The 24130-nt window shown below is 61.0% G+C and carries 26 protein-coding genes and 2 tRNA genes; 14 read left to right on the top strand and 14 right to left on the bottom strand.

Going from position 1 to position 24130, the window contains the following annotated elements:
• Positions 1–129 precede the first annotated feature (129 nt).
• Positions 130–762, top strand: a complete 633-nt coding sequence (locus tag QRN36_RS15860; protein ID WP_285424917.1) for a DUF5666 domain-containing protein — start codon at positions 130–132, stop codon at positions 760–762.
• A 92-nt stretch (positions 763–854) separates the two neighbouring features.
• Here QRN36_RS15860 and QRN36_RS15865 read toward each other — a convergent pair whose 3' ends face one another.
• The 3 genes from QRN36_RS15865 to QRN36_RS15875 form a co-directional block, all read right to left on the bottom strand.
• On the bottom strand, positions 855–1151 hold the full coding sequence (locus QRN36_RS15865; protein ID WP_285424918.1) for a 2-oxoacid ferredoxin oxidoreductase: 297 nt from the start codon (positions 1149–1151) through the stop codon (positions 855–857).
• A 185-nt stretch (positions 1152–1336) separates the two neighbouring features.
• Positions 1337–1891 carry a DUF4174 domain-containing protein gene (locus QRN36_RS15870; protein ID WP_285424919.1) on the bottom strand — a complete coding sequence of 185 codons (555 nt, stop codon included), beginning with the start codon at positions 1889–1891 and terminating at the stop codon, positions 1337–1339.
• 250 nt (positions 1892–2141) lie between these two features.
• A tRNA-Val gene (locus tag QRN36_RS15875) sits at positions 2142–2218 on the bottom strand.
• 185 nt (positions 2219–2403) lie between these two features.
• On the opposite strand from QRN36_RS15875, the gene QRN36_RS15880 reads away from it, so the two are divergent.
• Complete coding sequence (locus QRN36_RS15880) at positions 2404–2742, top strand: hypothetical protein (RefSeq protein ID WP_285424920.1); 339 nt, start codon at positions 2404–2406, stop codon at positions 2740–2742.
• A 225-nt stretch (positions 2743–2967) separates the two neighbouring features.
• On the top strand, positions 2968–3189 hold the full coding sequence (locus tag QRN36_RS15885) for a hypothetical protein (RefSeq protein WP_256214435.1): 222 nt from the start codon (positions 2968–2970) through the stop codon (positions 3187–3189).
• Positions 3190–3334: 145 nt separating this feature from the next.
• Here QRN36_RS15885 and QRN36_RS15890 read toward each other — a convergent pair.
• A tRNA-Val gene (locus tag QRN36_RS15890) sits at positions 3335–3411 on the bottom strand.
• A gap of 195 nt (positions 3412–3606) precedes the next feature.
• On the opposite strand from QRN36_RS15890, the gene QRN36_RS15895 reads away from it, so the two are divergent.
• Positions 3607–4890: an FAD-binding oxidoreductase gene (locus tag QRN36_RS15895; protein WP_285424921.1), complete on the top strand. Its 1284-nt coding sequence runs from the start codon at positions 3607–3609 to the stop codon at positions 4888–4890.
• Between the two features lie 59 nt (positions 4891–4949).
• Here the strand turns inward: QRN36_RS15895 and QRN36_RS15900 are convergent, their stop codons facing one another.
• Positions 4950–5654: a cysteine peptidase family C39 domain-containing protein gene (locus tag QRN36_RS15900; RefSeq protein ID WP_285424922.1), complete on the bottom strand. Its 705-nt coding sequence runs from the start codon at positions 5652–5654 to the stop codon at positions 4950–4952.
• 219 nt (positions 5655–5873) lie between these two features.
• On the opposite strand from QRN36_RS15900, the gene QRN36_RS15905 reads away from it, so the two are divergent.
• Positions 5874–6053, top strand: coding sequence for a hypothetical protein (locus QRN36_RS15905; RefSeq protein WP_285424923.1), 180 nt, complete (start codon positions 5874–5876; stop codon positions 6051–6053).
• Between the two features lie 88 nt (positions 6054–6141).
• Here QRN36_RS15905 and QRN36_RS15910 read toward each other — a convergent pair whose 3' ends face one another.
• Positions 6142–6912 carry a TerC family protein gene (locus QRN36_RS15910; protein ID WP_093459121.1) on the bottom strand — a complete coding sequence of 257 codons (771 nt, stop codon included), beginning with the start codon at positions 6910–6912 and terminating at the stop codon, positions 6142–6144.
• Between the two features lie 119 nt (positions 6913–7031).
• Between QRN36_RS15910 and nhaR the strand changes: the two genes are divergently transcribed.
• The gene (gene nhaR / locus QRN36_RS15915; RefSeq protein WP_285424924.1) at positions 7032–7928 is read left to right on the top strand and encodes a transcriptional activator NhaR; all 897 of its coding nucleotides are present in this window, start codon (positions 7032–7034) and stop codon (positions 7926–7928) included.
• On the opposite strand, the gene QRN36_RS15920 is transcribed toward nhaR, so the two are convergent.
• Together QRN36_RS15920 and QRN36_RS15925 are read right to left on the bottom strand one after the other, a co-directional pair.
• Complete coding sequence (locus QRN36_RS15920) at positions 7925–9082, bottom strand: MFS transporter (RefSeq protein WP_285424926.1); 1158 nt, start codon at positions 9080–9082, stop codon at positions 7925–7927. The two genes, nhaR and QRN36_RS15920, sit on opposite strands and share 4 nt — an antisense overlap.
• Before the next feature lie 189 nt (positions 9083–9271).
• A complete protein-coding gene (locus tag QRN36_RS15925; RefSeq protein ID WP_285424927.1) occupies positions 9272–9781 on the bottom strand; it encodes a DUF1993 family protein in 510 nt (169 codons plus the stop codon).
• A 117-nt stretch (positions 9782–9898) separates the two neighbouring features.
• Between QRN36_RS15925 and QRN36_RS15930 the strand changes: the two genes are divergently transcribed.
• Positions 9899–10567 carry a YceH family protein gene (locus QRN36_RS15930; protein WP_285424928.1) on the top strand — a complete coding sequence of 223 codons (669 nt, stop codon included), beginning with the start codon at positions 9899–9901 and terminating at the stop codon, positions 10565–10567.
• A 105-nt stretch (positions 10568–10672) separates the two neighbouring features.
• On the opposite strand, the gene QRN36_RS15935 is transcribed toward QRN36_RS15930, so the two are convergent.
• Positions 10673–11485: a shikimate 5-dehydrogenase gene (locus QRN36_RS15935; protein WP_285424929.1), complete on the bottom strand. Its 813-nt coding sequence runs from the start codon at positions 11483–11485 to the stop codon at positions 10673–10675.
• A 227-nt stretch (positions 11486–11712) separates the two neighbouring features.
• On the opposite strand from QRN36_RS15935, the gene QRN36_RS15940 reads away from it, so the two are divergent.
• The 3 genes from QRN36_RS15940 (at position 11713) to QRN36_RS15950 (ending at position 12886) form a co-directional block, all read left to right on the top strand.
• The gene (locus tag QRN36_RS15940) at positions 11713–12063 is read left to right on the top strand and encodes a hypothetical protein (protein ID WP_093459125.1); all 351 of its coding nucleotides are present in this window, start codon (positions 11713–11715) and stop codon (positions 12061–12063) included.
• 261 nt (positions 12064–12324) lie between these two features.
• Positions 12325–12519 carry a hypothetical protein gene (locus QRN36_RS15945; protein ID WP_093459126.1) on the top strand — a complete coding sequence of 65 codons (195 nt, stop codon included), beginning with the start codon at positions 12325–12327 and terminating at the stop codon, positions 12517–12519.
• A gap of 184 nt (positions 12520–12703) precedes the next feature.
• Positions 12704–12886: a hypothetical protein gene (locus QRN36_RS15950; RefSeq protein ID WP_285424930.1), complete on the top strand. Its 183-nt coding sequence runs from the start codon at positions 12704–12706 to the stop codon at positions 12884–12886.
• 102 nt (positions 12887–12988) lie between these two features.
• Here the strand turns inward: QRN36_RS15950 and QRN36_RS15955 are convergent, their stop codons facing one another.
• Positions 12989–13549 carry a hypothetical protein gene (locus QRN36_RS15955; RefSeq protein ID WP_285424931.1) on the bottom strand — a complete coding sequence of 187 codons (561 nt, stop codon included), beginning with the start codon at positions 13547–13549 and terminating at the stop codon, positions 12989–12991.
• Positions 13550–13829: 280 nt separating this feature from the next.
• On the opposite strand from QRN36_RS15955, the gene pbpG reads away from it, so the two are divergent.
• Positions 13830–14765 (top strand): D-alanyl-D-alanine endopeptidase, encoded by a 936-nt coding sequence (gene pbpG, locus QRN36_RS15960; protein WP_373568757.1) that lies wholly within the window; start codon positions 13830–13832, stop codon positions 14763–14765.
• 209 nt (positions 14766–14974) lie between these two features.
• On the opposite strand, the gene QRN36_RS15965 is transcribed toward pbpG, so the two are convergent.
• Together QRN36_RS15965 and QRN36_RS15970 are read right to left on the bottom strand one after the other, a co-directional pair.
• The gene (locus QRN36_RS15965) at positions 14975–15907 is read right to left on the bottom strand and encodes a magnesium transporter CorA family protein (RefSeq protein WP_177182051.1); all 933 of its coding nucleotides are present in this window, start codon (positions 15905–15907) and stop codon (positions 14975–14977) included.
• Positions 15908–15911: 4 nt separating this feature from the next.
• Positions 15912–17495 (bottom strand): RimK family protein, encoded by a 1584-nt coding sequence (locus QRN36_RS15970; RefSeq protein WP_285424932.1) that lies wholly within the window; start codon positions 17493–17495, stop codon positions 15912–15914.
• 90 nt (positions 17496–17585) lie between these two features.
• On the opposite strand from QRN36_RS15970, the gene QRN36_RS15975 reads away from it, so the two are divergent.
• Both QRN36_RS15975 and QRN36_RS15980 read left to right on the top strand, forming a co-directional pair.
• Positions 17586–18695, top strand: coding sequence for a GNAT family N-acetyltransferase/peptidase C39 family protein (locus QRN36_RS15975; RefSeq protein WP_285424933.1), 1110 nt, complete (start codon positions 17586–17588; stop codon positions 18693–18695).
• Positions 18696–19063: 368 nt separating this feature from the next.
• Entirely contained in the window at positions 19064–19522 is a 459-nt protein-coding gene (locus QRN36_RS15980; RefSeq protein ID WP_285424934.1) for a DUF2214 family protein, read from the top strand.
• Positions 19523–19576: 54 nt separating this feature from the next.
• On the opposite strand, the gene QRN36_RS15985 is transcribed toward QRN36_RS15980, so the two are convergent.
• On the bottom strand, positions 19577–20845 hold the full coding sequence (locus tag QRN36_RS15985; RefSeq protein WP_373568759.1) for an Nramp family divalent metal transporter: 1269 nt from the start codon (positions 20843–20845) through the stop codon (positions 19577–19579).
• A gap of 164 nt (positions 20846–21009) precedes the next feature.
• On the opposite strand from QRN36_RS15985, the gene QRN36_RS15990 reads away from it, so the two are divergent.
• Positions 21010–22446, top strand: a complete 1437-nt coding sequence (locus tag QRN36_RS15990) for an MFS transporter (RefSeq protein WP_285424936.1) — start codon at positions 21010–21012, stop codon at positions 22444–22446.
• Between the two features lie 71 nt (positions 22447–22517).
• On the opposite strand, the gene norR is transcribed toward QRN36_RS15990, so the two are convergent.
• Positions 22518–24074, bottom strand: coding sequence for a nitric oxide reductase transcriptional regulator NorR (gene norR / locus QRN36_RS15995; protein WP_285424937.1), 1557 nt, complete (start codon positions 24072–24074; stop codon positions 22518–22520).
• Positions 24075–24130 lie beyond the last annotated feature (56 nt).

The raw sequence follows: 24130 nt of genomic DNA on the forward strand, positions 1-24130 counted from the left end.
CAGTACCCGCGGCATGATGCGTAGTGTGGCCCATCGGCTTCGGAGGTTTCTGACAGCGATGTCATCCAGCGCATGCACCGGTGCGGCTAAGCTGGTGAACCAGAACAACCACTCGGGAATGTGAGACCCATGAGAACCCAGACTGGCAAACGAAAGCGCGACACCCTGCTGATTCCAGGCCTGCTGGCGGCTGCACTGTTCGCCTCGGGCGTGTCCTGGGCGGACGATGCCAAACCTACGCGTGTGCGCGGCGCGATCACGGCGGTTGAAGGCGACCATTTGAAGGTCCACAGCAACCGTGGCGAGGATGTTCAGGTCAACCTCACGCCGGACACCCAGGTACGCGGCGTGACGCTGGCTCAGGTGTCGGAAATCAAGCCTGGCAGCTACATCGGCTCGGCCGCCGTGCCAATGCCGGACGGCACGTTGAAAGCGCTGGAGGTGCATGTCTTTCCCCCGGAGATGGCCGGCACCGGCGACGGCCATCGGGCGTTCGACCTTGCCAAGGACAGCACCATGACCAATGGGTCGGTGGGGGATCTGGTCACCAGCGAAGGCCGCACCATCACGGTCAATTACAAAGGTGGCCAGAAGAAGATTCTGATTCCGGATGACGTCCCGATCGTCAACCTCGTGCCGGGTGATCGCAGCCTGCTCAAGCCTGGCGTAAAGATCGTGCTGCAGGCACAGAAAAATGCAGACGACACCCTGACCGCGCTGTCGGTTTCTGCCGGAAAAAATGGCGTGACGCCGCCGATGTAGGACCTGAAACCGTTGCGCGTGGTGTGCCAGTGATGCACCGTGCGAAGGTGCCTTTGCAGGGCGCCTTCGAACGGTCGGTCAACTGAGGCTGATCACAGACAGGTCGCCAGCACTGCGCCGCGCTGGTCGACCACTTTGGCACCCGGTTTGGCGTAGAAATTGATGGTGGTTGAGCCGCCCTTCCCCAGCACGTCGGCGAAATACTCGCCTTCGGTGGTGTAAACGGTGAACTCGCCCGGCTTGCCCGTTTCCATGAATACGTCGGCGACATCCCCGAACAGCTGCACATTGGCCCAGGTGACTTTGATGCATTCAGCCACCGCAGCGGCCGGTTTCTGGCTCGCGTACACATGCGCAGGTCCCGCAGACCGCGTTTGATTCAAGCTCATGCAGCCGGCCAGCATCATTAGCGCAACCGCGCCCGCCCAATGTTTCATGACATTCCTTATCGCTAAAAAACCGCGATCTTAGCAGCATGCCTGAGGATTCCCTACCGCCACGGATCAACATGACGACCCTCGAAGCGTGGCTGCATGATGCTTGTCGTGCAGCCACCAGGCGAACCGTTGCAGGGTCAGTCATCCAGCCCGGCAGGCGGAGCGGCGGGCGCGTTTTTGCCGGCCTTGCCTGGCTTGCCAGCCGGCGCTGCCGCCTTGGGTTCGGCCACCGGCGCGCTTGGCGCGGCAGCCGCTTCTTTTTCAGCCATCGGCATCTGGTCGATGGTGCTGAAAATTTCCTTGGGATCGATCGAACCTTTGTGGTCGATCTTCGTTTCGCCGTCCTTGCCGACGAGAATCACCTGCGCCTGATCGCCCGGCCGCGCACCCAGCTTCAGATCACGAATCAGCGACATGGTCGCCTGCGCGTCCATGTCCTTGCCGTTGCGCTGGCCGATCATGTTCACGACCGTATAGAGGACCATGTTGCGCTTGGCGAAGGCTTCTTTGTTGGCAGGTTCGTCGAGGCTTTTCTTGAGGCTCACCAGCGTCGGGTCGACCGAGCTGGAAGCGATGATGATCAACGGACGAGACTTGCCACGCTCCTGAGTCAATGGGGTATCGCCGTCAGCGGCAAACAAAGGGCCTGCAACGGCGAACAGAATGGCAAGGGTCAGCGACCGACTAAACATACACACCTCCTTTCGATTTCCATGCACTGATGATCGCGCATCGTGGCAAAAGGTCCAGCCGATAGCTTGAAAAATCAGGAATTTTTTTCGTCGAGAGCCAGGTTTGGTGAGTGGAACGCGAAACCACACGCCGGGAATCCGGAGAGGAATGAAGGACGTGCTGGCCCATTTAGGACGGTAAACGGACACAAAAAAAGGGTGACCCTCTCGGATCACCCTTTTCGCACCGCCCAGCAGAGCGGATTTTATCTGGTAGGCGCGATTGGACTCGAACCAACGACCCCCACCATGTCAAGGTGGTGCTCTAACCAACTGAGCTACGTGCCTGCTGTGGGTCGGCATTCTACGGATATTCAAATGTGTGTCAATGTCTTTTTCGCGCCTTAAGCCTATGAATATGCGAATTTTTTACGAGGCGTCGCCGGACAAATGCCGCTGGTCGCCATGATGGCACGATGTTCGTGTCACAGATGACCAAGTTCAGGTAAGGACCACGACAAGGAGATCACCTGATGAACAAATCAATTGCGGCACTGGCGCTTGGCTGCGCCCTGACCTGCACTTCATTCATGGCTGCCGCAGGTTCGACCGCTCCGGGCATGGGGCCGCCACCCTCGCAGACGGGTGTAGACCCTCGCCAGCAGGGTCAGGATCCAGCCCGACAAGGCACCGACATGGACAGCGGCTCGGGCGTAGGCATCCGCAGTGGCATGGGCACCTCGATGAGCAATGGGACAGGCAACGACAACGATGCCGATCTTCCGGGCGGCGACACCACGGGCGGCGGTTCGGCAGGCAGCTCGAAAGGTTCGGGCGGCAGCTCATCCAGTGCGGGCGGCGCAGGCGGCTGATCAATCTGAAGTTCCACTCTGCGACGGATGATCCACAAAGGGCGCTCCACGAGCGCCCTTTGTCATATCCGCACGGTTATGACTCGACTGTTATTGCTCGACTGCTATTACCCAAGCCGTCATGCCGCACGCCACCTCGAGGCTTTGCTATATTCCGCGCCAACTAGGGCGACGAGATGAACGCCTTGGAACGAATGCAGGCTGAAGGAGAGCAATACCGTGGGGATGAAGAAATCGGCGCTGGAACTCAAGCGCGACCTCAATACGATCGCCGGCAATCTCGAACGTACGGCCGGGGAGATCAGTCGCCTGGCAGAGCGCGTGAAAGACGTTGACGTGGTGGCGGTGCTGCACCTGATGAACCAGCAGTACAAAGACGCCGATCGGCTGCGCGCTTACGTGGATGAGATCAAGGCCGGCCGGATCACTCGCGCCAGGTCCGAATAACGCCAGGATTGCCCGGGCAACGCAACGGTGGTGAAAAGGCCAGACGCCTCGGGCTCGTCCGTTGCAGCTGCATTGCTTGCAAACAAAAAAGGGTGACCCTTTCGGATCACCCTTTTTTGTTACCGCCCAGCAGAGCGGATTTATCTGGTAGGCGCGATTGGACTCGAACCAACGACCCCCACCATGTCAAGGTGGTGCTCTAACCAACTGAGCTACGTGCCTGCTGTGGGTCGGCATTCTACGGATATTGAAATCCGTGTCAACACGAATTCTCGCTAACCTCCTGAATATCCGAAGTTTTTAGACACCCATCGGTTTCTCTTCTGCGGGATGTGCGCTGCTGCCTGGCTGGTGGCCGATTTTCTTCTCAGGTACGATCGGCGGATTCGTAAAAAATATAGAACGGGAGTTTACAGGATGACGAACACTCCATATCCACAGTCCTATTACGCCGCGTCGGCCAATTCCGCACCTGCCCGCCCGGCGTTGCAAGGCGACGTCCAGACTGACGTGTGCATCATCGGCGCTGGCTACACCGGACTGTCCAGTGCTCTGTTTCTCCTGGAAAACGGATTCAACGTCACTGTGCTGGAAGCTGCAAAAGTCGGCTTCGGCGCTTCGGGCCGCAACGGCGGACAAATCGTCAACAGCTACAGCCGCGACATCGACGTGATCGAACGCACCGTCGGCGGCAAAGAAGCGCAGCTCATGGGGCAAATGGCATTCGAGGGCGCAAGCATCATCCGCGAGCGCGTCTCCCGATACGGGATCAAGTGCGACCTCAAGGATGGCGGCGTTTTTGCCGCGCTGACGGCCAAGCAGATGGGCCATCTGGAATCACAGAAAAAGCTTTGGGAACGCTACGGCCACACGCAACTTGAGCTGATGGACCAGCGGCGCATACGCGAAGTGGTCGCATGCGATCAGTACATCGGCGGCATGCTCGACATGAGCGGCGGCCATATCCACCCGCTGAACCTGGCGTTGGGCGAAGCGGCCGCGGTCGAGTCGCTGGGTGGCGTCATTCACGAACAGTCGGCAGCCGTTCGTATCGAACGCGGCGCCAACCCTGTGGTGCACACCGCCCAAGGCTCGGTGCGGGCGAAGTTCATCATCGTCGCCGGCAACGCCTATCTGGGCAATCTGGTGCCGGAACTCGCGGCCAAATCGATGCCCTGCGGGACGCAAGTGATCACCACCGAGCCACTGAGCGAAGAACTGGCCAGCACCTTGCTGCCGCAGGATTACTGCGTCGAGGACTGCAACTATCTGCTCGATTACTATCGACTCTCAGGCGACAAGCGTCTGATCTTCGGTGGCGGCGTGGTGTACGGCGCGCGCGACCCGGCGAACATCGAGGCGATCATCCGCCCGAAGATGCTCAAGGCCTTCCCGCAGCTCAAAGACGTGAAGATCGATTACGCCTGGACCGGCAACTTTCTGCTGACGCTGTCGCGCCTGCCCCAGGTCGGCCGGCTGGGCGACAATATTTACTACTCTCAAGGCTGCAGCGGTCACGGCGTGACCTATACGCATCTGGCGGGCAAGGTGCTGGCCGAGGCGCTTCGGGGTCAGGCAGAACGTTTTGACGCGTTCGCCGGGCTGCCGCACTACCCGTTCCCCGGCGGACAATTGCTGCGCACACCGCTGACTGCGCTGGGCGCGTGGTACTACAGCCTGCGGGACAAACTGGGCTTCTGACTGAGAGCACCTTGCCGACAGCGCACCTCATGCGCTGCCGTCGGCAAGTGTCACAGGCCTCAATGCGCGTTGTTGATCGCTTTGACTGCCTCACCCGCTGCCTGCTCCTGACCCGCCTGGGCCAGTTCGTTGGCGGACTTCAACCAGCGCTCCCGATCCACGGGCGCAGGCAGTTGACGCGGCCCCTGCACCAGCACCGCCCAATTGTCGGCGCTGTTCCAGTCGGAGGTAAACTCCTCGAAACTGACCGTCAGACGCCCCAGCCCGGTGTAAATCAGCACCGTACGCTTGTTCTGGTTGTAGCCCACCAGCACGCCGTAGCGTTGCTCTTTCCACCACATCGACCCTTCCGAAAAGCGCACCATCACTGGATAACCCGCAGCGACCTGGGCCAGCAAATCGGGCAGTTGATGATCGACCGGATAGACCACGAAGCCGTATTCACGCGCCAGATCGAGCATGCTGCGCTCCAGCCGGTCCTCGGCCCCCGGCAGTTTCAGCGGCTTTTCCAGCAACCCCGGCGTGGTCTGTACGCCATGCACGGTCAGCATGCTGGCGAGCGCAAAAGGCCCGCTCTGATAATCCTTGCCCCGAAAGAAAGGGACCGCATTGATCTCCACCCGGTCCGGCAAGCGTTTGTATTGCGCGGGATAACCCGGCTTCCAGTCAGTGGAGCTGGAGCAACCGCCAACGGTCAGTAACACCGCGAGCGCCAGCCATTTGCGTTTCCCTGCAGCGACATCCAACCGAGACAGTACCGACACGTTGTTCACTCACTCATCTGACACCGGGCAACCCGCGACCCGGCCTGGACGCCGATCATAGAGCCGCGCTGACCTTGGGTATAGCCTCAATGCGCAGTCCGCGTGCGCGCATAGAACAAAACGGTCATGGGTTTAATACCATCGGTCAATTTTCAGCAACAACCCACGTACTAGACTGTCGATTACAGAGAGACGAAGAGCAGAAGACCGGAGGAACCCATGAGCCTCGGAATGACCATTGTGATGTTGATCGCTGCCTGGCTCGCCGTCGCTGGCGCCATGTTGTGGGGTGTGATGCGGATTTCCCGCCGTCACCATCCGCACCACAGGCAACAGGCAGATACCGCCAAACCCGCCCGCGCGCTGGAGCGCAAGCACCGTCACGCCACGGCGCACTGACACTCGGCAGAAATAGCGGCAAAAAAAAACGGTCGGTGATGGAGTCCCCATCCCGACCGTTTTGCATTGCGTCAGCTGTACCGGATGATCAGCCCTTCTGCGTCTCAGCCCCGGCCTCGGCCTCCAGGCGTTTCTGACGAGCGCGGCGTACCAGCATGTTCAGGCCCTCGATCAAGGCAGAGAACGCCATGGCGGTGTACACGTAGCCTTTCGGCACGTGGGCGCCGAAGCCTTCGGCGATCAGGGTCATACCGATCATGATCAGGAAGCCCAGGGCCAACATGACGACGGTCGGGTTATCGTTAATGAACTTCGCCAGCGGTTCCGACGCCACCAGCATCACGACTACAGCAGCAACGACGGCGATGATCATGATCGGCAAGTGTTCGGTCATGCCGACTGCAGTCACGATGCTGTCGATGGAGAAGACCAGGTCGAGCATCAGGATCTGGCCAATTGCGGCGGCCATCCCCAGGCTGACGGTGTTGGAGACGGCTTTCTCCTCCTCGCTCTTGATGTCCACGCTGTGATGGATCTCAGTCGTGGCTTTCCAGACGAGGAACAGACCACCGGCGATCAGGATCATGTCCTTCCACGAAAAGGTCTGCCCGAAGACTTCAATGACCGGCTCGGTCAACTGGACAATCCAGGCCACGGTGCTCAACAGGCCCAGACGCAGAATCAGCGCCATGCTGATGCCGATACGCCGTGCTCGGGTGCGTTGATGCACCGGTAATTTGTTGGTCAGAATCGAAATGAAGATCAGGTTATCAATGCCCAGCACGATTTCCATCACCACCAGCGTCGCCAGCGCGATCCACGCAGTGGGGCTTGCCACCAATTCCAGAAGGTATTCCATATAACGGTTCGTCCAGGTTCAGTTCAAAGAAGACAGTCGGCATTCTAGGGACGGAAACACTTCAGCAAAATTCGTATTTTCAAGGTGTATACTTCGGTTTTCCCGAAGTGTTCATCAGCATGCTCAACTACCGTCAACTGCACTATTTCTGGGTCGTCGCCAAGACCGGCAGCATCGTGCGTGCCTGCGAACAGCTGAACCTCACGCCGCAAACCGTCAGCGGGCAGATCAGCCTTCTGGAGCAGACCTTCGGCGTGGAGCTGTTCAAGCGCGTCGGTCGCCAGTTGGAGCTGACCGAAACCGGGCGCGTCGCCCTGCCCTACGCCGAACAGATGTTCCAGCTGGGCGGCGAACTTGAGGCCGTGCTGCGTGCGCAACCGGACGAACAGCAGATTCTGTTTCGGGTGGGCGTAGCGGACGTTGTGCCCAAGTCCATCGTCTATCGGCTGATCGCGCCGACCATGGCCTTGAGCGAGTCGATCCGTATCAGTTGCCGCGAAGACCAGCTCGAACGGCTGCTGGCGGACCTCGCGATCCAGCGCCTTGACCTGGTGATTTCCGACAGCCCCATGCCCTCTCATCTGGACATTAAAGGCTACAGCCAGAAACTCGGCGAATGCGGGATCAGCTTTTTCGCCACGCGAAGCCTGGCGCAGACTTATGGCCGGGATTTTCCCCACGGCATGCAGGGCGCGCCGTTGCTGATTCCGGGGCAGCAGACCGTGGTGCGCAGTCGTTTGATGCGCTGGTTTGCCGAGCAGAACGTGCAACCGAAAATCGTCGGTGAATTCGACGACAGTGCGCTGATGAAGGCATTCGGTAAATCCGGCAGCGGGATCTTCATCGCGCCCAGTGTCATCGCCGACGAGGTCATGGAGCAATATGACGTCGAGCTGATCGGCCAGACCGACGCAGTGACCGAGTCGTTCTACGCGATCTCGGTCGAGCGCAAGGTCAAGCATCCCGGCATCGTCGCCATCACCGAAGGTGCCCGACGCCAGCTGTTCACCGACTAAGCCTCACAACGCCGGGCGGCCGGTCTTGCGGCCATGAGCAGCAGCGCCAGCAGAATTGACAGCAGAATGATCCCGGCAGCCGCGAACCCCAGGCTGCCCAGGCCCAGTCGATCAATGACCCGCCCGCCAATGATCGCGCCAATGCCGATCCCCAGGTTGGCCCCGGCGATGTTCAGCGAGGCAGCGAACGCAGGCGCCTCGGGCGCGGCTTTCATCAGCCGCACGTGACTGACCAGAAACAGCGCGGCCTGGGTCACGCCCCATACCGCCAGTGCCAATGCCAGCGCAGGCAACGAGTGCATGCTCGGCACCACCATCACCATGCCACCGATCATGAACGTGCAGAACGTCAGGCTGGCGATCAGTGGATGACGATCAACCAGCCGACCGCCCAGCGAATTGCCCAGCAGGCCGACCGCGCCGAACCCCATCAGACACCACCCCACCACCGTGCCGTTGAAACCGGCCAGCCGTTCGAGCATGTCGGCCAGGTAGGTGTAGGCCGTGAACATGCCGCTGAAAACCAGCACCGACAGCAGCACGTGCCCCTGCATCAGCGGGCTGCGCAGGATGCGGAACTGACTGCGAAAAGAAGCCTGATCCTTGTGCACGCTGCGTGGCAGATAAATGAACAGCAACAGCGCCTTGGCAAACGCCACCACCGAGAGAATGGCGAACGCGCTGCGCCAGCCGAAGGCATCGGAAATCAACGTGCCCACCGGAATGCCGAAGACCGTGGCGCAGACGATGCCGAATCCGATCTTGGCGATCGCACGACCGGCGTGATCGGGGCCGACGATGTCGACGGCGGTTTCGCTGGCCAGCGCCCAGAACACAGGCAGGCCAAGGGCAGGAATCAATCGCGCGATGGCCATGACCCAGATATTGGGCGCTATCGCGGCCACGGCGTTGGCGACACCGAACATGATCAGCACCGAGATGAACAGGCGCTTGCGCTCGAATCGCGAAAACCAGGCTGTCAGGAACGGGCCGAAGCAGGCGACGGTAAACGCGAACAGGGTGACCAGAAGGCCGGCCTGCGGGATCGTCACGGCCAGATCGCGGGAAATCGCCGGGAGCAACCCGACAATGACGAACTCTGTCGTCAGCACGGTGAAACCGGCAGCCGATAACAGGTAAATGGGAAAGAACATGAACACTCCAGAACGACGAAACGACCAGTCCTTGCGGAGCGGCCGATCGGGGATGACATACAGCAGAATGCGGATATTAACAGAGACCGGCGACAGCATCGCCATCGCGCGGCCTGCAAGCAGGACCGCCGCCTGAACAGTCAGACGGCGGCGAGGATCAGGCGTTCACGCCCGTCCGGGAATCGGCGATCAGTAAGCGCCCATGTAATCGCGTTTGCCGACTTCAACGCCGTTGTGACGCAGCAGGTCGTACGCCGTGGTCACGTGGAAAAAGAATTGCGGCAGCGCGTAGTGAACCAGGTAAGTCTGGGTACTCAGACGCTTCTCCTTGTCGGTGCCGGGGCGCAGCACGATCTCGCGCTCTTCGTTGCCGTTGATTTGCTCAGGCGTCAGGGTGTCGAGGAACGCCAGGGTCTGGGCGAGCAAGGCCTGCAGATCGGCAAACGTGGTCTGCGCGTCGGCGAAGGTCGGTTGTTCGACGCCCGCCAAACGAGCGCCGGCGCCCTTGGCGAACTCGACGGCGATCTGGACTTGCCGGGTCAGCGGGAACATGTCCGGGAACAGCCGCGCCTGCAGCAGCGCATCGGGCTGGATATTTTTCGCGGTGGCGTGGGCTTCGCCTTTGGCCAGCACATTGCCCAGGGCAGTGAGCATTTGTTTGATGACCGGAATCGAAGCGGCGTACAGAGAGATCGTCATGGCAGTTCCTGAAAAGAGGGGCGTGTTGAGGCGCATGTCGCGCATGCGAACGCGGCTTGTCTTTTACCTCATCCAGCCCCTACCCTCATAGCCTTTTCAACGCGTGGGGAAACGACCATGTCCGCCGATCTGGATTCCGGCAATACCGCAGACGCAGCCGATGCGCTGCAACTCGACAGTACCGAAGTGCGCATCCTGGGCTGCCTGATCGAGAAGCAGGCGAGCAACCCTGAAACCTATCCCCTGACCCTCAACGCGCTGGTGCTGGCATGCAATCAGAAAACCAGCCGCGAACCTGTGATGAACCTGACCGCCGGCCATGTGGGTCAAGGCCTTCGCGCCCTTGAAAGCCTGCAACTGACACGGCTGGTCATGGGCAGCCGCGCCGATCGCTGGGAACACCGTGTCGACAAAACCCTCGAGCTGGTCCCGGCGCAGGTGATTCTGACCGGCCTTTTGCTGCTGCGCGGTCCGCAGACGGTCAACGAACTGCTGACCCGCAGCCAGCGCATGCACGATTTCGAAGACGGCGAAGCGGTCGTCCATCAGCTGGAGCGATTGATCGGCCGCGGCCTGGCGCTGATGATTCCAAAACAGGCCGGTCAGCGCGAGGACCGCTACACCCACGCACTGGGCGATCCGGCCGACATGCAGGCGCTGCTGGCGGCGCGGCAGCAGTCGCCGGAACGCTCCAGTGGCGGCAGCGCGGCCCTGACGGACCGGGTTGAAGCACTGGAAGCGCGGATTGCCGCACTGGAAGAACGGCTGGCGAAACTCGAAGGCTGAGGCCGCAGCGACCCTCGGCTCAAACTGCGCTGGCAAAACAGCGCCATTCGGATGCGCCTGATTACTAACGTAAATCGGGTGGCCGCTGTGATCGAGCCAGCGGCTTTATCCCCGGGCAAACGCGGCGGCGGCTTGATATTGCTCCTCGGTCGGCGTCACCCCGGTGTACAAAATGAACTGTTCCAGCGCCTGAATGGCCGCCACTTGATCACCTGTGATCAGACGCTTGCCGGCGCTTTCGGCGTGAACAATGAACGGCGTGCGTGCGGGAGTCGCCACGACGTCAAATGCGGTGTCCGCGGCCTCGATAGCCGCTTCTTCGAAGGCCAGGGCGTCGGCCTGATCGCCCGCCATGCCGAGCGGCGTGACGTTGACCAGCAACGGCGGGCGCTCGCTGCCCAGTTCCGCCTGCCACTCCAGGCCACAGGTGCTCGCCAGCGCGCGACCGGCCGCCTCGTTGCGCGCCACGATAAGACCCTCGGTGAATCCGGCATCACGCATCGCGCACGCCACCGCCTTGGCCATGCCGCCACTGCCGCGCAAGGCAAAGCGTGTGCGCGGAACGGCGTGCGCCTCCAGCAACTGCGCGACAGCGATGTAGTCGGTGTTGTACGCCTTGAGATGGCCGTCAGTGTTCACGATGGTGTTGATCGACTGAATCGACGCCGCCGACGCATCCATTTCATCGATCAGGGCGATGCTCGCCTCCTTGAACGGCATGGACACGCCACAGCCGCGAATACCCAGTGATCGCATGCCGGCGATGGCAGCCGGCAGGTCATTTGGCGCAAAAGCCTTGTAATAAAAGTTAAGTCCCAACTGCTGATAAAGATGGTTATGAAAGCGCACGCCGAAGTTGCCGGGCCGCCCGGCCAACGACATGCATAACAGTGTTTCTTTACTGGCAGTGACCAACATGAAATCTCCCGAACGGTATTAGGTGGCGCCTCAGGAAAGGCGTAGAATTGCGTCGCTTGTGGTGGTTAGAACAAGCAATTGTCAGCAAAGTTGTCGAAGACCTTACACAAAATTTACCCAACGGCGCCGCAGAAATTTCGCAACCCGTTGTCTGAGTAGTTATCCCGTGGCAGTGCCTGAGCGTAACGCAGGCCCGCGACAACGGGACTGAACACCGAGGAACAGTCATGATTCGTCACATCCCCAAGGTTGCCTTGTTGTTAGGTGCCCTCGCCCTTGCAGGCCAGGCTGAAGCCCATGGCGGCGGCCCAGGCTGGGGTGGAGCGGCCGTAATTGGCGCAGTCGTTGGCGGCGTGGTCGGTGCAGCCGTCGCGTCGGGCCCGACCTACGTGGCGCCCGCTCCGGTGTATGCAGCCCCGGCTCCGGTGTATTACGCACCGCCACCACCGCCACCGGTTTACTACCAGCCTGCTTATGTCGTTGAGCGTCCCGTGGTTTACGGTCCACCCCGCTACTATGGCCCGCCACGTTACTACGGCCCGCCACCGGGCTATTACCATGGCGGCGGTCGCTGGTAACAGCGAGCCGACCCTGACATGAGCGCTGCTGCTTACAGCGCCGCGCTCGATACCAACCCCGCCGATCAGGCGGGGTTGTCGTTTCCAGCCCGCCGAAGATGTACAGAATACGCGGGTGAAGTTTCTCCAAGGCCTCACGGGTAGGCATTGCGATAAAAGAGGTCGTTCCCGGAACATTAACGCCTGCCCAAACGTACATACTTCAGGCATCGTCTTACTGGCGACTGTCGCGTCAGCCTTCAATAACAACAGGTACGCCCAATGCCGACACAGAATCCGCACCGCACCGCCGGACTTTGCACTTCTGGCAAGGTCTACAACGCGCTCACCGAACTCAAGAGTCTGGAAGGTCACCGCACGGCGAAGTTTCTGTCGCTGCTGGCGCAGAACCTGGTGGAACAGGGCCTGCTGTCAGAGGAAGAAGTGGTCGCCATGCTTGATCAGGTCGTTGACTGACGCGCCGCACGTCGCGCAGTTGCAGCCACGCCTCGCCTCCCTTGCGCACGCCCCGCCCTGCCGCCACCGCTGACGGCTTCAGGCGGCTGCACCCGTCCCACGTCAATGACGACTATCGAGAGCAGTGATTTCTGCCTGCGGACCCGGCCCCGTAAAGTAGCCCCATAGATTGATGGAGGCACTTATGACCAAGGTTCAAATCATGTCGGTAATCGGCAGCGCAGTTCCCGCTCAACTTCGTGAACGTGGCCTGTTGGCGTGCTGGTACTTGATGCAGGACGGTGAGCCCGTCAGCGGCCCGCTGCTGTCGCTGCCAGCCGCACAGGCGCTCTCGCAACAGATTGAAACCCGTCAGCTCAATAGCTGAAACCGAATTCGCTCTTCCCTGAAATCGTGCGTTGCTCCGCACTTCCCTTTAGCCCGCATCCCCTGACGCGGGCTTTTTTTTGCCTGAAATACCTGGCCGGATTCAGCCTCGTTCAGCGAGGGCGACATTGACCTGGCACCGATGGGCGAGCTTCTGCAAGCGCTTTTCCAGGGCAGCAAGCACGACGCGATCCGAGCGACCGCTTTCCATTTCGTCGATCAGGTCGTTGGCGACCAGACGCAGTTCATGGGCGATGACGATGCGGTCGTCGTTCTGATCCAGCTTGTGCGACTCGAACAGCCGATGCAGGAAGTCGTCGAGCGTGCGTTGCTGGCGGTGCCGGTCGCTGGCGCGCAGATGCACCAGATTGACGGTGATGCGTGCCACCAATTCGCTCAGTTCGCCACACAGGTATTGCATGCGCCGGGCATAGCCGGTCTCGCGGTCACGCACCTGCTTGCGCTGGAATGCAAGGTCGTCGCGCTTCTGAATGGCGGGCACGGCAACGGCTGCCATCAGCCCTGCAATCAAGCCGATGGCCTGAACCCAACCGGCCCAGTCCGAAGACCTGGCGAACAGACCGATCGCAAGCAAGAGCACCGCGACGATCACTGCGGCGAACACCGACACGGTGTAATCCTTGCTGATAAACCCCTTGGGCATTGCACAACTCCTGATCAAATGTGGCAAGACGATTCAATGGCGTGGAATGCTAATCGGTGGCTGTCGCGAGTGCCATGAATATTCGATCCAACCCTTTTAAATACAGGCTTTTTTAACCGGTAACCTGAACGCCACCCATACGAGCTGCTTTTATTGACGAAACGGCACGGAGCCCCATCGACATCTCTGGAAACATGCTCCTAAAATGCGCCGATCTTGTTGTCGTCCTTTAATAAGTACGGCGTTCCATGGTGTTTCCATCAATAAGTGAGCTCTGCTCTTGAAAATTCGCACATCACTCATCGGCCTATTATTTGCACTTACAGGCTCGGCACTTTCCACCGGTGCCCTTGCGAACGAACCCGCCGCTTTCAATCGCGACCCTGCCAACCTTCATCTGGCGTCCGGCAGCGCCATGATCACTGACCTGCAGACCGGTCAGGTGCTGTATTCGAGCAACCCGGACGTCATCGTGCCGATCGCCTCGGTGACCAAACTGATGACCGCCATGGTCACCCTTGACGCCAAGCTGCCGATGGACGAGATGATCAAGGTCGATATCTCGCAGACCGCTGAAATGAAGGGCGTGTTTTCCCGGGTCAAGCTGGGCAGCGAGTTGAACCGCCACGACATGCTGCTGATTACCCTCATGTCTTCGGAGAACCGCGCGGCAGCGAGCCTGGCGCACAGCTATCCGGGCGGCTACCCGGCCTTCATCAAGGCCATGAACGCCAAGGCCAAGGCATTGGGCATGAGCCACACCGTTTACATGGAGCCGACCGGTCTCTCGGTGTTCAACGTATCGACTGCGCGCGATTTGACCAAACTGGCGCTTGCCGCCCGCAACTACCCGATGCTGCGGGAATTGAGCACCACGCCGGAAAAGACCGTGACCTTCCGCAAGCCCACCTACACCCTGGGCTTCAGCAACACTGACCACCTGGTGCGCAAGTCGAACTGGGACATCAAACTGACCAAGACCGGTTTCACCAACCAGGCCGGGCACTGCCTGGTGCTGCTGACCAGCATGGCCAACCGTCAGGTGTCGGTGGTAATCCTCGATGCCTTCGGCAAATACACCCATTTCGCCGATGCCAGCCGCATGCGTCTGTGGATGGAGACCGGCAAGAGCGGTCCGGCGCCGGAAGTGGCGCTGCAGTACAAGAAGGAAAAGAACCTGGTGATGAAGCAGAAAGGGCTCCAGGCGTCGGATTGATCGCCTGCAGTCATTGGCGGCGTGTAGGGCCGGCTTTAGCCGGGAAGATGGCAGTGCGCAGGACATCACGTTTGCAGCGCGGCCAGCTACGCCTTCCCGGCTAGAGCCGGTCCTGCAGGTCTGCGCATTGTCTCGGTAGAGCCGGATAAAGCCGGCGCGCCTTCCCGCGTGGCGATGTGACCTTCACCGGTCCGGTGAGGCCTTCAACTTCAGCTGCGAATCCTGGCCATGCGCTTGAGCACCACCACCATGGCCGTGCCCAGCCCGGCCATGCCGACCAGCAGGGCCGGGTAGCTGATCCACCAGGGCAGCGGCGTGGTCATCATGCTGTATTCGGACATCCCGCCAATGCCCGCCAGCAGGTTCAGCGGCAGGAACACCACGTTGATCAGCGTCAATTTGCGCAGCAGGTTGTTGGTGTTGTTGTTGACCAGATTGCCCCGTGCGTCCATCAGGCTGGCGAACACTGTGGAATAGATGTTCGCCTGTTTATGGCACTGCTCGTTCTCGATGATCATGTCTTCGATCAGCGCCAGGCTGTCACTGGAAAAGTGGTGCTTGTGCGCATGATTGCGCAGCCGGGTCAGCACCGAGCCATTGCTGTCGATGGCGTTGATGTAATAGACCAGGCTCTCGCTGAGGTTGAACATCTGCACCAGATGGCGGCTGTCCATCGAGGCGTTGAACTGCTGCTGCAATTCCCGGGCGATCAGTTTGATCACCTTCAAGTGGCCCAGGTAGTGATGGATATTGTTGAACAGCACCTGCAGCAACACGTCCAGCGGCTCCTGCATTGGCCGATGCTGATCCAGCTCGCCGAGCTGGCGGTCATCGGCGCAGATCAGCACCATCTGGTCGTGGCTGAGCAGCAGGCCGAATGAGGACACGTCAAAGCAGAAGCTGTCCTGCCCGGAATAATTTTCCGGACGCTTCCAGATCATGAACAGCCCGTTGGGGTGAAACTCGATCCGCGCGACTTCGTCCGGATCCAGCGCCGACGCCAGCGCATGGTCATCCAGTTGAAAACGCTCCAGCAGACGCGCCCTCTCCTGCGCATCCGGCTGGCTGAACCAGAGCACAGTAGCGTCCGGCTCGGCACACTCGCGCAACGCGCCCGCCTCAAGGCGATGCCCCTTGATCACGGCATCAGCCCGCCAGGCCGCGACGCTTGACGTCGAGACGGCGGATGAATTCCTCGAGCACCAGCGCGTACAGATCGTCCTGCAACCAGGCGTCTTCGATACCGGCATCAAGGTTGGGGTTGTCGTTCACTTCGATCACCACCACCCGATCGCCCGATTGCTTGAGGTCGACACCGTACAAGCCGTCGCCGATCAGGTTGGCGGTCTTCACGGCCAGCTCCACAACGGCCTTGGGCGCGTCATGAACCGCCAGGGTCCGACACTCGCCGTTGATCTCGGCGCCCTTGGCCTTGTGGTTATAGATCTGCCAGTGGCCCTTGGACATGAAGTACTGGCAGGCAAACACCGGCTTGCGGTTGAGCACGCCGATCCGCCAGTCGTATTCGGTGTAGAGGTATTCCTGCGCCAGCAACAGCACCGACTGCTCGAACAACTGGTCGGCGGCGTCCTGCAGCTGCCGGGCGTCCTGCACCTTGATCACACCTTTGGAGAAGCAGCCATCGGGGATTTTCAGGACCAGCGGAAACCCCAGCCGGCTGGCCACGCGCGTGAGGTCGTCCGGTCGCTCCTTGTACAGAATCTCGGTGGCGGGCATGCCCAGGTTGCGGCGCTTGAGCAAGTCGGTCAGATAGACCTTGTTGGTGCAGCGCAGGATCGACGCGGGGTCATCCATCACCACCAGCCCTTCGCTCTCGGCCTTTTTGGCGAAACGGTAGGTGTGGTTGTCGACGCGGGTGGTCTCGCGGATCAACAGGGCGTCGTATTCACCCAGGCGTGAATAGTCCTTCTTCTCGATCAACTCGACGTCCATGCCCAGTTGCTGACCGACGCGAATGAAGTTCTCCAGCGCTTTGGAATTGGATGGCGGCAGCGCCTCCTGCGGGTCGTGGAGAATCGCCATGTCGTAACGGTAGGTGCGACGCGATCGCGGCTGGCGCCAGATCTTGCGGCTGAAGCTGTCCAGCGACTGGGCGAACTGATCCTGCTGATCGTCACGCAGACGCGTCATCGCCCCCGTCTTGATGCCGACCACGTGCCAGTGCTCGCGTTTGCGAAACTGCACCAGCAGGATCGGCGCGGGAAAGGCTTCGAACAGCTGGCGCGCCAGATCCTGCAACGGCACGAGGTCGGTCTGGCCGAAATACAGGCTCAGCGTGAAGCCCTCGGTCTCGTCATAGGGATGGTCACGCAACGCGTGCTCCAGCCGTTTGTCCAGGTCGTCCAGCGCCAGACCGTACAGCGATTTGCGCGCCAGCTCACTGATGGTCTTCACCGAAGGAATCACGTGATGACCCCGTGCTTCGGCCAGCAGCGAACAATAATAACCATGGCCCAGGTACCGGTAACTGCGACACAGGTTGATGACCTGCACACGCTGTCCGACATGGGTCTGTGGCGGGCTTTCCATATAATCCTGCGCCGTGATCAGGTCATCACTGGGCAAGTAGGAAGACCAGTCTTCCAGGCGCTCGACCACGATCAATAGTTGACTCTGTGTGGAGAGCGCTTTCAGCGGTTCAATATTAAATGTTGCCGAACGCTGAGAGTGTGTCGATACTTCATCGGTCTTCACCGGCACCGCATTCATGAGTAGATCCTTCGGGAACCAAGTCCTTTCTATTAACCATGGCGTTGTAGAAATGTCCCGTTTCGTTACTCACTCTTTACGGTTGTCGACATGAACTTTATTTATCGCCTCGCCGAACTTTCCGATGTAGATGAGTTGTTGGTCCTGGAAAACCAGTGCTTTGAATCCGACCGACTGAATGCGCGCAGTTTTCACTGGATGGTCAGTCGCGCCAATGCCCGGTTGATCGTCGCCCAAGGCGATGGCCATCTGGCCGGCTATGCGCTGCTGCTGTTTCATCGCGGCACCTCGCTGGGACGGCTCTATTCGCTGGCGATCAGCGAGCGTGCGCGCGGCCAGGGCCTGGGCCAACAGTTGTTGGCCCAGGCGGAGCGCCATGCGCGGGAGCGCGACTGCGCCTACCTGCGCCTGGAAGTACGGCCCGACAACACCCCCGCCATTCGCCTGTACGAACGCAACGGGTATCGCCTGTTCGACCGGATCGACGATTACTACGAAGACCACGCCTGTGCGCTGCGCTACGAAAAGCGCATCCGCGAGCATGCCGTCGGCGTCACCCGCCATGTGCCTTATTACGCGCAAACCCTGGATTTCAGCTGCGGCCCGGCCTGCCTGCTGATGGCGATGAAGGCGCTGCAGCCCGAACGCGCGATGCAGCGCCAGGAAGAACTGCAGCTATGGCGCGAAGCGACCACGGTGTTCATGACCTCCGGCCACGGGGGTTGCAGCCCGCAAGGCCTGGCACTGGCCGCGCTCAGACGCGGGTTTGATGTCGGTCTGCAGGTGTCGGTGCAAGGGCCGTTGTTTCTCGCCGGCGTGCGCAGCGAAGAAAAACGCGAAGTGATGCGCCTGGTGCATCAGGAATTCACCCGCGAACTGAGCCGGAGTCCGGTGCGTCAGTTGGGCAATCTGCCCCTCGACCTGCACGCGCTGCAACAGCACAACGGTCTCGCCCTGGTGTTGATCAGCAGTTACCGACTCACGCGCTCCAAAGCCCCTCACTGGGTACTGGTAACAGGTTGCGACAGCGATTTCGTCTACTTGCACGACCCCGATATCGATCACAGTCAGCAACGTCAGGCGATGGATTGCCAATACATGCCGGTCAGTCATAAAGAGTTCGATGGCATGAGCTGTTTTGGCGCCGACAAACTCCGGGCCGCCGTTGTTTTATACCGTCCGGAGGTGGCCGGCGTATAACCCGCATTAACATTATCCAATCATGCGTAAAGAGTTCGTCGTATTCATTGAAGTGTCTCGCTTCAACGCGCATGAATAGGACGTCGGCCGGTGGCCAGTCTGGAATGACTCACGTGGAAAACTCGGAAATCGGCTTCATGATTATTTGCGCGATTGCAGTATTGGGGATGACAGCGTTTTATTTCGACTTCGTGCATCCGCGCACGCGACGCCCTCGGCACAGCCGCGAAGAACATGACAAATGACAACGGTTTGCATCCTGCCCGGTGCTTCGTTTCTTTCATCTTGCCGGGCGCGCATTACGCCAGCCACCCGCTACGCTTGCTCTGTTGAAGTTCGCTTCAGAAACGGCTCGGGGGAGTTGCGCCATGGTCATCAAGTGGGTACTGGCTGCTTTGCATTTACTGGCGTTCGGGTTTGCGTTGGCAGCGGTACTGGCTCGGGGGCGAGCACTGCGGCGACTGCGCGCCGACGATCCCCGATCCTTTCGCGACGTGTTCGTGGTGGACAACATATGGGGCGTTTCGGCGGGCATCCTGCTCATCACCGGCGCCTTTCGCGCGTTCGGCGGGCTGGAGAAAGGCTCGTATTACTACCTGCACCAGCCGCTGTTTCACCTGAAAATGACCGCCTTCGTCGCCATTCTGGCGCTGGAGATCGTGCCGATGTTCGCCTTGATCAAATGGCGCATCGCGTTCAAGCGGCAACAGACCATCGACATGTCCCGGTCACGTCGCTTCGCCCGCATCAGTCACATGGAGGCAGCGCTGATGGTCATCATCGTGATCGCTGCCACCGGCATGGCCCGGGGCATCATGCTGAGTTGAGGCACGGCGTCCGCCCCGGCACCCGTGTACGCGCGGCGGCGAGCCTGTCGCCGCTCAACTCACCCAGAAGTACATGAGCGCCAGATTGGCCGCCGAGATCAGGCCGAACAGCCCCCACGCCAGGATTTTGGTCAGGGTGCTGTTGGCGAACGGCCCCATCAATTGCCTGTCGCTGGTGAAGCGAATCAACGGCCAGAGCGCGAACGGCAGCTGCAGGCTGAGCACCACCTGACTGAGCACCAGCATCTTGCCCACGGCGCCGTCGCCGAACCAGATCACGCCCGCCAATGCCGGAATCAATGCCAGTGCGCGTGTGATCAGACGGCGCTGCCAGCACGGAATCTTGGCGTTGAGAAACCCTTCCAGCACCACCTGGCCGGCAATCGTCCCGGTGAACGTCGAGCTCTGCCCGGCGGCCAGCAATGCCACGCCAAACAGGATGCTGGCCAGCGTGCCGCCCACCAGCGGATCGAGCAGATGATAGGCGTCCTGAATCTCCACCACGTCGGCGTGGCCGCTGCCGTGAAAGGCTGCGGCGGCCAGAATCAGGATCGCCGCATTGATCACCAGCGCCAGGCTCAGCGAGGCGATGGTATCGACCCGCGCGTAGCGGATGGCGCTGGCCTTGCTCTGTTCGGACGTGCCGTTGACCCGGGTCTGCACCACTGACGAGTGCAGGTAAAGGTTATGCGGCATCACGGTTGCGCCCAGAATGCCGATGGCGATGTACAGCGGCTCCTGATTGCTCAGCACGTCCCACGAGGGCTTGAGGCCGGCCGCGACATCCGGCCAGAACGGCTTGATCAGCACCAGCTCGATGAAGAAACACGTGGCGATCGTGGCAATCAGGCCGAGCACGATGGCCTCCAGGCGCCTGAAATTGGCGCCCTGCAAGGCCAGCACGATGATCGTGTCGAACGCCGTCAGCGCCACGCCCGTGGTAATCGACACGCCCAGCAACAGATGAAAGGCCAGCGCGGCGCCGAGCACTTCGGCCAGGTCCGTCGCCAGAATCGACAGCTCGGCGAGAATCCATTGCCCCATGCCGACCCGATGGCTGTAGCGCTGCGCAGAGAGCTGCGCCAGATCGCGACCGGTCGCGATGCCCAGGCGCGAGCACAGATTCTGCAGCACCATGCCCGACAGGCTCGCCAGCACCACGACGAACAGCAACGCGTAGCCAAAGCGCGAGCCGGCCTCGATGGCGGTCGCCCAGTTGCCGGGGTCCATGTAGCCGATGGAGATGAGCAGCCCGGGCCCGACGAACAGCAGCAATTTGCGCAGGAATGACGCATTGGCCGGGATGTCGACGCTGTCGGTCACCGCGGACGGACAGAAAGGTGCAGTGGCGGTAGTGGGGAGTTTGTACTTCACAGGAATCCGATACAGGGTGGCGTTCAGCCACGGAGCTTAAACTCGCAGAAATGTTTTGTCTTGAATCTCTGTCGCTCTAACATGCGTCGTCCCCTGGATCCGGAAAAACAATAATGCATTCCCCTACTCACGTTTCAGACACCGCCGACGCCACCGCCGACGGCATCGACCCGATCCGCGCCGCGCAGATTTCCGCCCGCATCGACCGGCTGCCCGCCGTAGCGACCCTCTGGAAGCTGGTGGCGTTGTTGTCCATCGGCGGCTTTTTCGAGCTGTACGACCTGTTCCAGACCGCCTACATCAGCCCCGGCCTGATCCGCAGCGGGCTGTTTGCCACCGGCGCGCAAGGCGTATTCGGCTTCTCCGATCAGGCCGCGTTCGCCTCGGCGACCTTTCTCGGCCTGTTTCTGGGCGCCAGCCTGCTCAGCCCGATCGCCGACCGCTTCGGCCGCCGCGCGATCTTCACCTTCGCGCTGATCTGGTACACCGTCGCGACCGTGCTCATGGGCCTGCAGACCACGCCGCTGGGCATCATCTGCATGCGCTTTCTGGTGGGGATCGGTCTGGGCATCGAGCTGGTGACCATCGACGCCTACCTGTCCGAGCTGGTGCCCAAGCGCATGCGCAGTTCGGCGTTCGCGTTCGCTTTCTTCGTGCAGTTTCTGTCGGTGCCGTCAGTGGCGCTGATGTCGTGGTGGCTGGTGCCGCAGGATCCGTTCGGGATCGCGGGCTGGCGCTGGGTGGCGTTTGCCAGTGCCGTGTTCGCGCTGTTCATCTGGTGGCTGCGCTCGCGCCTGCCGGAGTCGCCGCGCTGGCTCGCCCAGCAGGGCCGCTTCGCCGAAGCCGAAACGATCATGGATGACCTGGAGGCGCGCTGCCTGCGTGACCACGGGCAGGCGCTGGACGCCCCGGAAACCCACAACGTCGCAGTCGAAGGCAATGGCCGTTTTGCCGACATCTGGCAGCCGCCTTATCGACGTCGCGCACTGATGCTGATCGTCTTTCATGTGTTCCAGGCGATCGGCTTCTTCGGCTTCGGCAACTGGCTGCCAGCGCTGCTCTCAGGCCAGGGCGTCAGCGTGACGCACAGCCTGGCCTATGCGTTCATCATCACCCTCGCCTACCCGCTGGGCCCGCTGCTGTTCGTCAAGTTCGCCAACCGTTTCGAGAACAAATGGCAGATCGTCGGCTCGGCCCTGGGCGCGATGATCTTCGGCACGCTGTTCGCGCAGCAGAGCACGGCGGCAGGGCTGATTTTCTGCGGGGTCATGATCACGTTCTGCAACGCCTGGCTGAGCTTCAGCTACCACTCGTATCAGAGTGAGCTGTTCCCGACCAACATCCGCGCCCGTGCCGTGGGCTTCTGCTATTCGTTCAGTCGCCTGTCGACCGTGTTCAGCAGCCTGTTGATCGGGCTGTTTCTGGACCATTTCGGTACGCCGGGCGTGCTGACGTTCATTGTCGTCAGCATGCTGATCGTGATGATCACCATCGGCGTGTTCGGCCCGAGAACCCGCAACCTGGCGCTGGAAGACATCGCCCATCGCTGACGCGGCGCGCAGAGACCTGTGAACGGCACAGGTCTCTGGCGCCCTCCAGCCAGACAGCGGACGTCAGCCGTTCAGCGAATCCCCAGTCGACGGGCAAGGCGGCTCAGGTTGGCGCGGTCGACGTTGAGCTCGCGGGCGACCTGCGCCCATTTGCCCTGATGGCGGTTCAGTGCGTCGTTGATCAGCACCGTCTGAAACGCGTCGACGGTTTCTTTGAGCCCTTCTCCCGGTTTGATCACCGGTGCAGGGCCGATCACCTCGGGCGTCACCACGCCAGACGTCGGCAACTCGTCCAGGCCGAGCGCCTGAGGTTCGATGGTGAGGATGCGCGGCCGCTCGGCGTGCGCCGACAGCGCCTTGAGCACGGCGCGGCTGATCAGGTGTTCCAGCTCGCGAACGTTGCCCGGCCATGGGTAACCGAGCAGCACTTTCTGCGCATCGGCGCTCAGGCGCAGGCTGCGCAGGCCCATGCGTGCACGGTTCTCTTCAAGAAAATACCCGGCCAGCAGCAGGACATCGCGCCCGCGTTCGCGCAGCGGTGGCACCACCAGCGGATAAACGCTCAGGCGATGGTAGAGATCGGCGCGGAAACGCCCGGCACGCACTTCTTCGGCCAGGTCGCGGTTGGTGGCGGCGATGATGCGCACATCCACATGGTGTTCCTGATCGGAACCGACCCGTTGCAACTGGCCGCTCTGCAGAACGCGCAGCAGCTTGGACTGGACCGGCAGCGGCAGTTCGCCCACTTCGTCGAGGAAGATCGAGCCGCCGTCGGCCAGTTCGAACTTACCGCTGCGCCCACTGACCGCGCCGGAAAAAGCGCCTTTGACGTGGCCGAACAGTTCGCTTTCTACCAGCAGTTCCGGCAGCGCCGCGCAGTTCAGGCTGATCAGGGGTTTCTGCGCGCGGGGTGACTGCAGGTGAATGGCTTCGGCAACCAGCTCTTTGCCGACGCCCGTTTCACCGGTGATCAGGACGGTCAGCGGACTGTTGCCGACCAGCTGGATCTCCTGCTGCAAACGCCGGTGCACGGCGCTCTGCCCGATCAATTCGCGGGGGCCGCGCCCGCCGGCTGCCCGCTTGTAGACCTCGGCCAACTGGCGCTGGTCCTCGACGTTGCGGGCGAGCTGGCTGATCCGCTCACTGGCCATCACGGTCGCCGCTGCCAGGCTGGAAAACGCCTGCAGGTTATCCAGATCGACGCTGCCGAACCGGGCGGGATCGAGTGAATCGAGGGTGATCAGCCCCCAGAGCTTGTCCTGCACATAGAGCGGGCAGCCCAGGCAGTCATGCACTTCCAGGTCCCCGTGCACCCCTTCCACCAGGCCGTCGTAAGGGTCCGGGAGGTCACTTTCGGCACAGAAACGTGTGGGTTCGCGGTTCTGCACGATGATGTCCAGCCGCGGATGCTCGCCCAGCCGGAAACGCCGACCCAGGGTATCCGGGCTCAGGCCTTCGACCGACAGCGGCACCAGCACATCGTCTTCGAGCTTGAGCAGCGCCACTGCGTCGCACGGCAGCAATTGCCGCAGAGAACGCAGCAGCCGGCGATAACGCTCGTGGTCAGGCAAGTCGCGAGACAGGTCGGCGACCAGCGGTATGAGTGCCAGCAGAAGCGGATTGGTCATCGAGACTCCAGATGCGGACAAGCGAACGGGTGAATAAAACGCGGTCATTATGACTG

Source organism: Pseudomonas sp. efr-133-TYG-103a (assembly GCF_030209235.1).
In the GTDB taxonomy this organism is placed as follows: domain Bacteria; phylum Pseudomonadota; class Gammaproteobacteria; order Pseudomonadales; family Pseudomonadaceae; genus Aquipseudomonas.

What these genes read in the sequence shown, in the direction of transcription:
- QRN36_RS15885 (WP_256214435.1), top strand. Translation starts at nt 2,968, where the DNA reads ATGAAGAAATCGGCGCTGGAACTCAAGCGCGACCTCAATACGATCGCC.
- QRN36_RS15870 (WP_285424919.1), bottom strand. Translation starts at nt 1,891, where the DNA reads ATGTTTAGTCGGTCGCTGACCCTTGCCATTCTGTTCGCCGTTGCAGGC.
- QRN36_RS15970 (WP_285424932.1), bottom strand. Translation starts at nt 17,495, where the DNA reads ATGAATGCGGTGCCGGTGAAGACCGATGAAGTATCGACACACTCTCAG.
- QRN36_RS15930 (WP_285424928.1), top strand. Translation starts at nt 9,899, where the DNA reads ATGTCCGCCGATCTGGATTCCGGCAATACCGCAGACGCAGCCGATGCG.
- QRN36_RS15880 (WP_285424920.1), top strand. Translation starts at nt 2,404, where the DNA reads ATGAACAAATCAATTGCGGCACTGGCGCTTGGCTGCGCCCTGACCTGC.
- QRN36_RS15945 (WP_093459126.1), top strand. Translation starts at nt 12,325, where the DNA reads ATGCCGACACAGAATCCGCACCGCACCGCCGGACTTTGCACTTCTGGC.
- QRN36_RS15920 (WP_285424926.1), bottom strand. Translation starts at nt 9,082, where the DNA reads ATGTTCTTTCCCATTTACCTGTTATCGGCTGCCGGTTTCACCGTGCTG.
- QRN36_RS15940 (WP_093459125.1), top strand. Translation starts at nt 11,713, where the DNA reads ATGATTCGTCACATCCCCAAGGTTGCCTTGTTGTTAGGTGCCCTCGCC.
- QRN36_RS15950 (WP_285424930.1), top strand. Translation starts at nt 12,704, where the DNA reads ATGACCAAGGTTCAAATCATGTCGGTAATCGGCAGCGCAGTTCCCGCT.
- QRN36_RS15860 (WP_285424917.1), top strand. Translation starts at nt 130, where the DNA reads ATGAGAACCCAGACTGGCAAACGAAAGCGCGACACCCTGCTGATTCCA.
- QRN36_RS15975 (WP_285424933.1), top strand. Translation starts at nt 17,586, where the DNA reads ATGAACTTTATTTATCGCCTCGCCGAACTTTCCGATGTAGATGAGTTG.
- QRN36_RS15955 (WP_285424931.1), bottom strand. Translation starts at nt 13,549, where the DNA reads ATGCCCAAGGGGTTTATCAGCAAGGATTACACCGTGTCGGTGTTCGCC.
- QRN36_RS15905 (WP_285424923.1), top strand. Translation starts at nt 5,874, where the DNA reads ATGAGCCTCGGAATGACCATTGTGATGTTGATCGCTGCCTGGCTCGCC.
- QRN36_RS15910 (WP_093459121.1), bottom strand. Translation starts at nt 6,912, where the DNA reads ATGGAATACCTTCTGGAATTGGTGGCAAGCCCCACTGCGTGGATCGCG.
- QRN36_RS15990 (WP_285424936.1), top strand. Translation starts at nt 21,010, where the DNA reads ATGCATTCCCCTACTCACGTTTCAGACACCGCCGACGCCACCGCCGAC.
- QRN36_RS15935 (WP_285424929.1), bottom strand. Translation starts at nt 11,485, where the DNA reads ATGTTGGTCACTGCCAGTAAAGAAACACTGTTATGCATGTCGTTGGCC.
- QRN36_RS15865 (WP_285424918.1), bottom strand. Translation starts at nt 1,151, where the DNA reads ATGAGCTTGAATCAAACGCGGTCTGCGGGACCTGCGCATGTGTACGCG.
- norR (WP_285424937.1), bottom strand. Translation starts at nt 24,074, where the DNA reads ATGACCAATCCGCTTCTGCTGGCACTCATACCGCTGGTCGCCGACCTG.
- QRN36_RS15895 (WP_285424921.1), top strand. Translation starts at nt 3,607, where the DNA reads ATGACGAACACTCCATATCCACAGTCCTATTACGCCGCGTCGGCCAAT.
- QRN36_RS15980 (WP_285424934.1), top strand. Translation starts at nt 19,064, where the DNA reads ATGGTCATCAAGTGGGTACTGGCTGCTTTGCATTTACTGGCGTTCGGG.
- nhaR (WP_285424924.1), top strand. Translation starts at nt 7,032, where the DNA reads ATGCTCAACTACCGTCAACTGCACTATTTCTGGGTCGTCGCCAAGACC.
- QRN36_RS15925 (WP_285424927.1), bottom strand. Translation starts at nt 9,781, where the DNA reads ATGACGATCTCTCTGTACGCCGCTTCGATTCCGGTCATCAAACAAATG.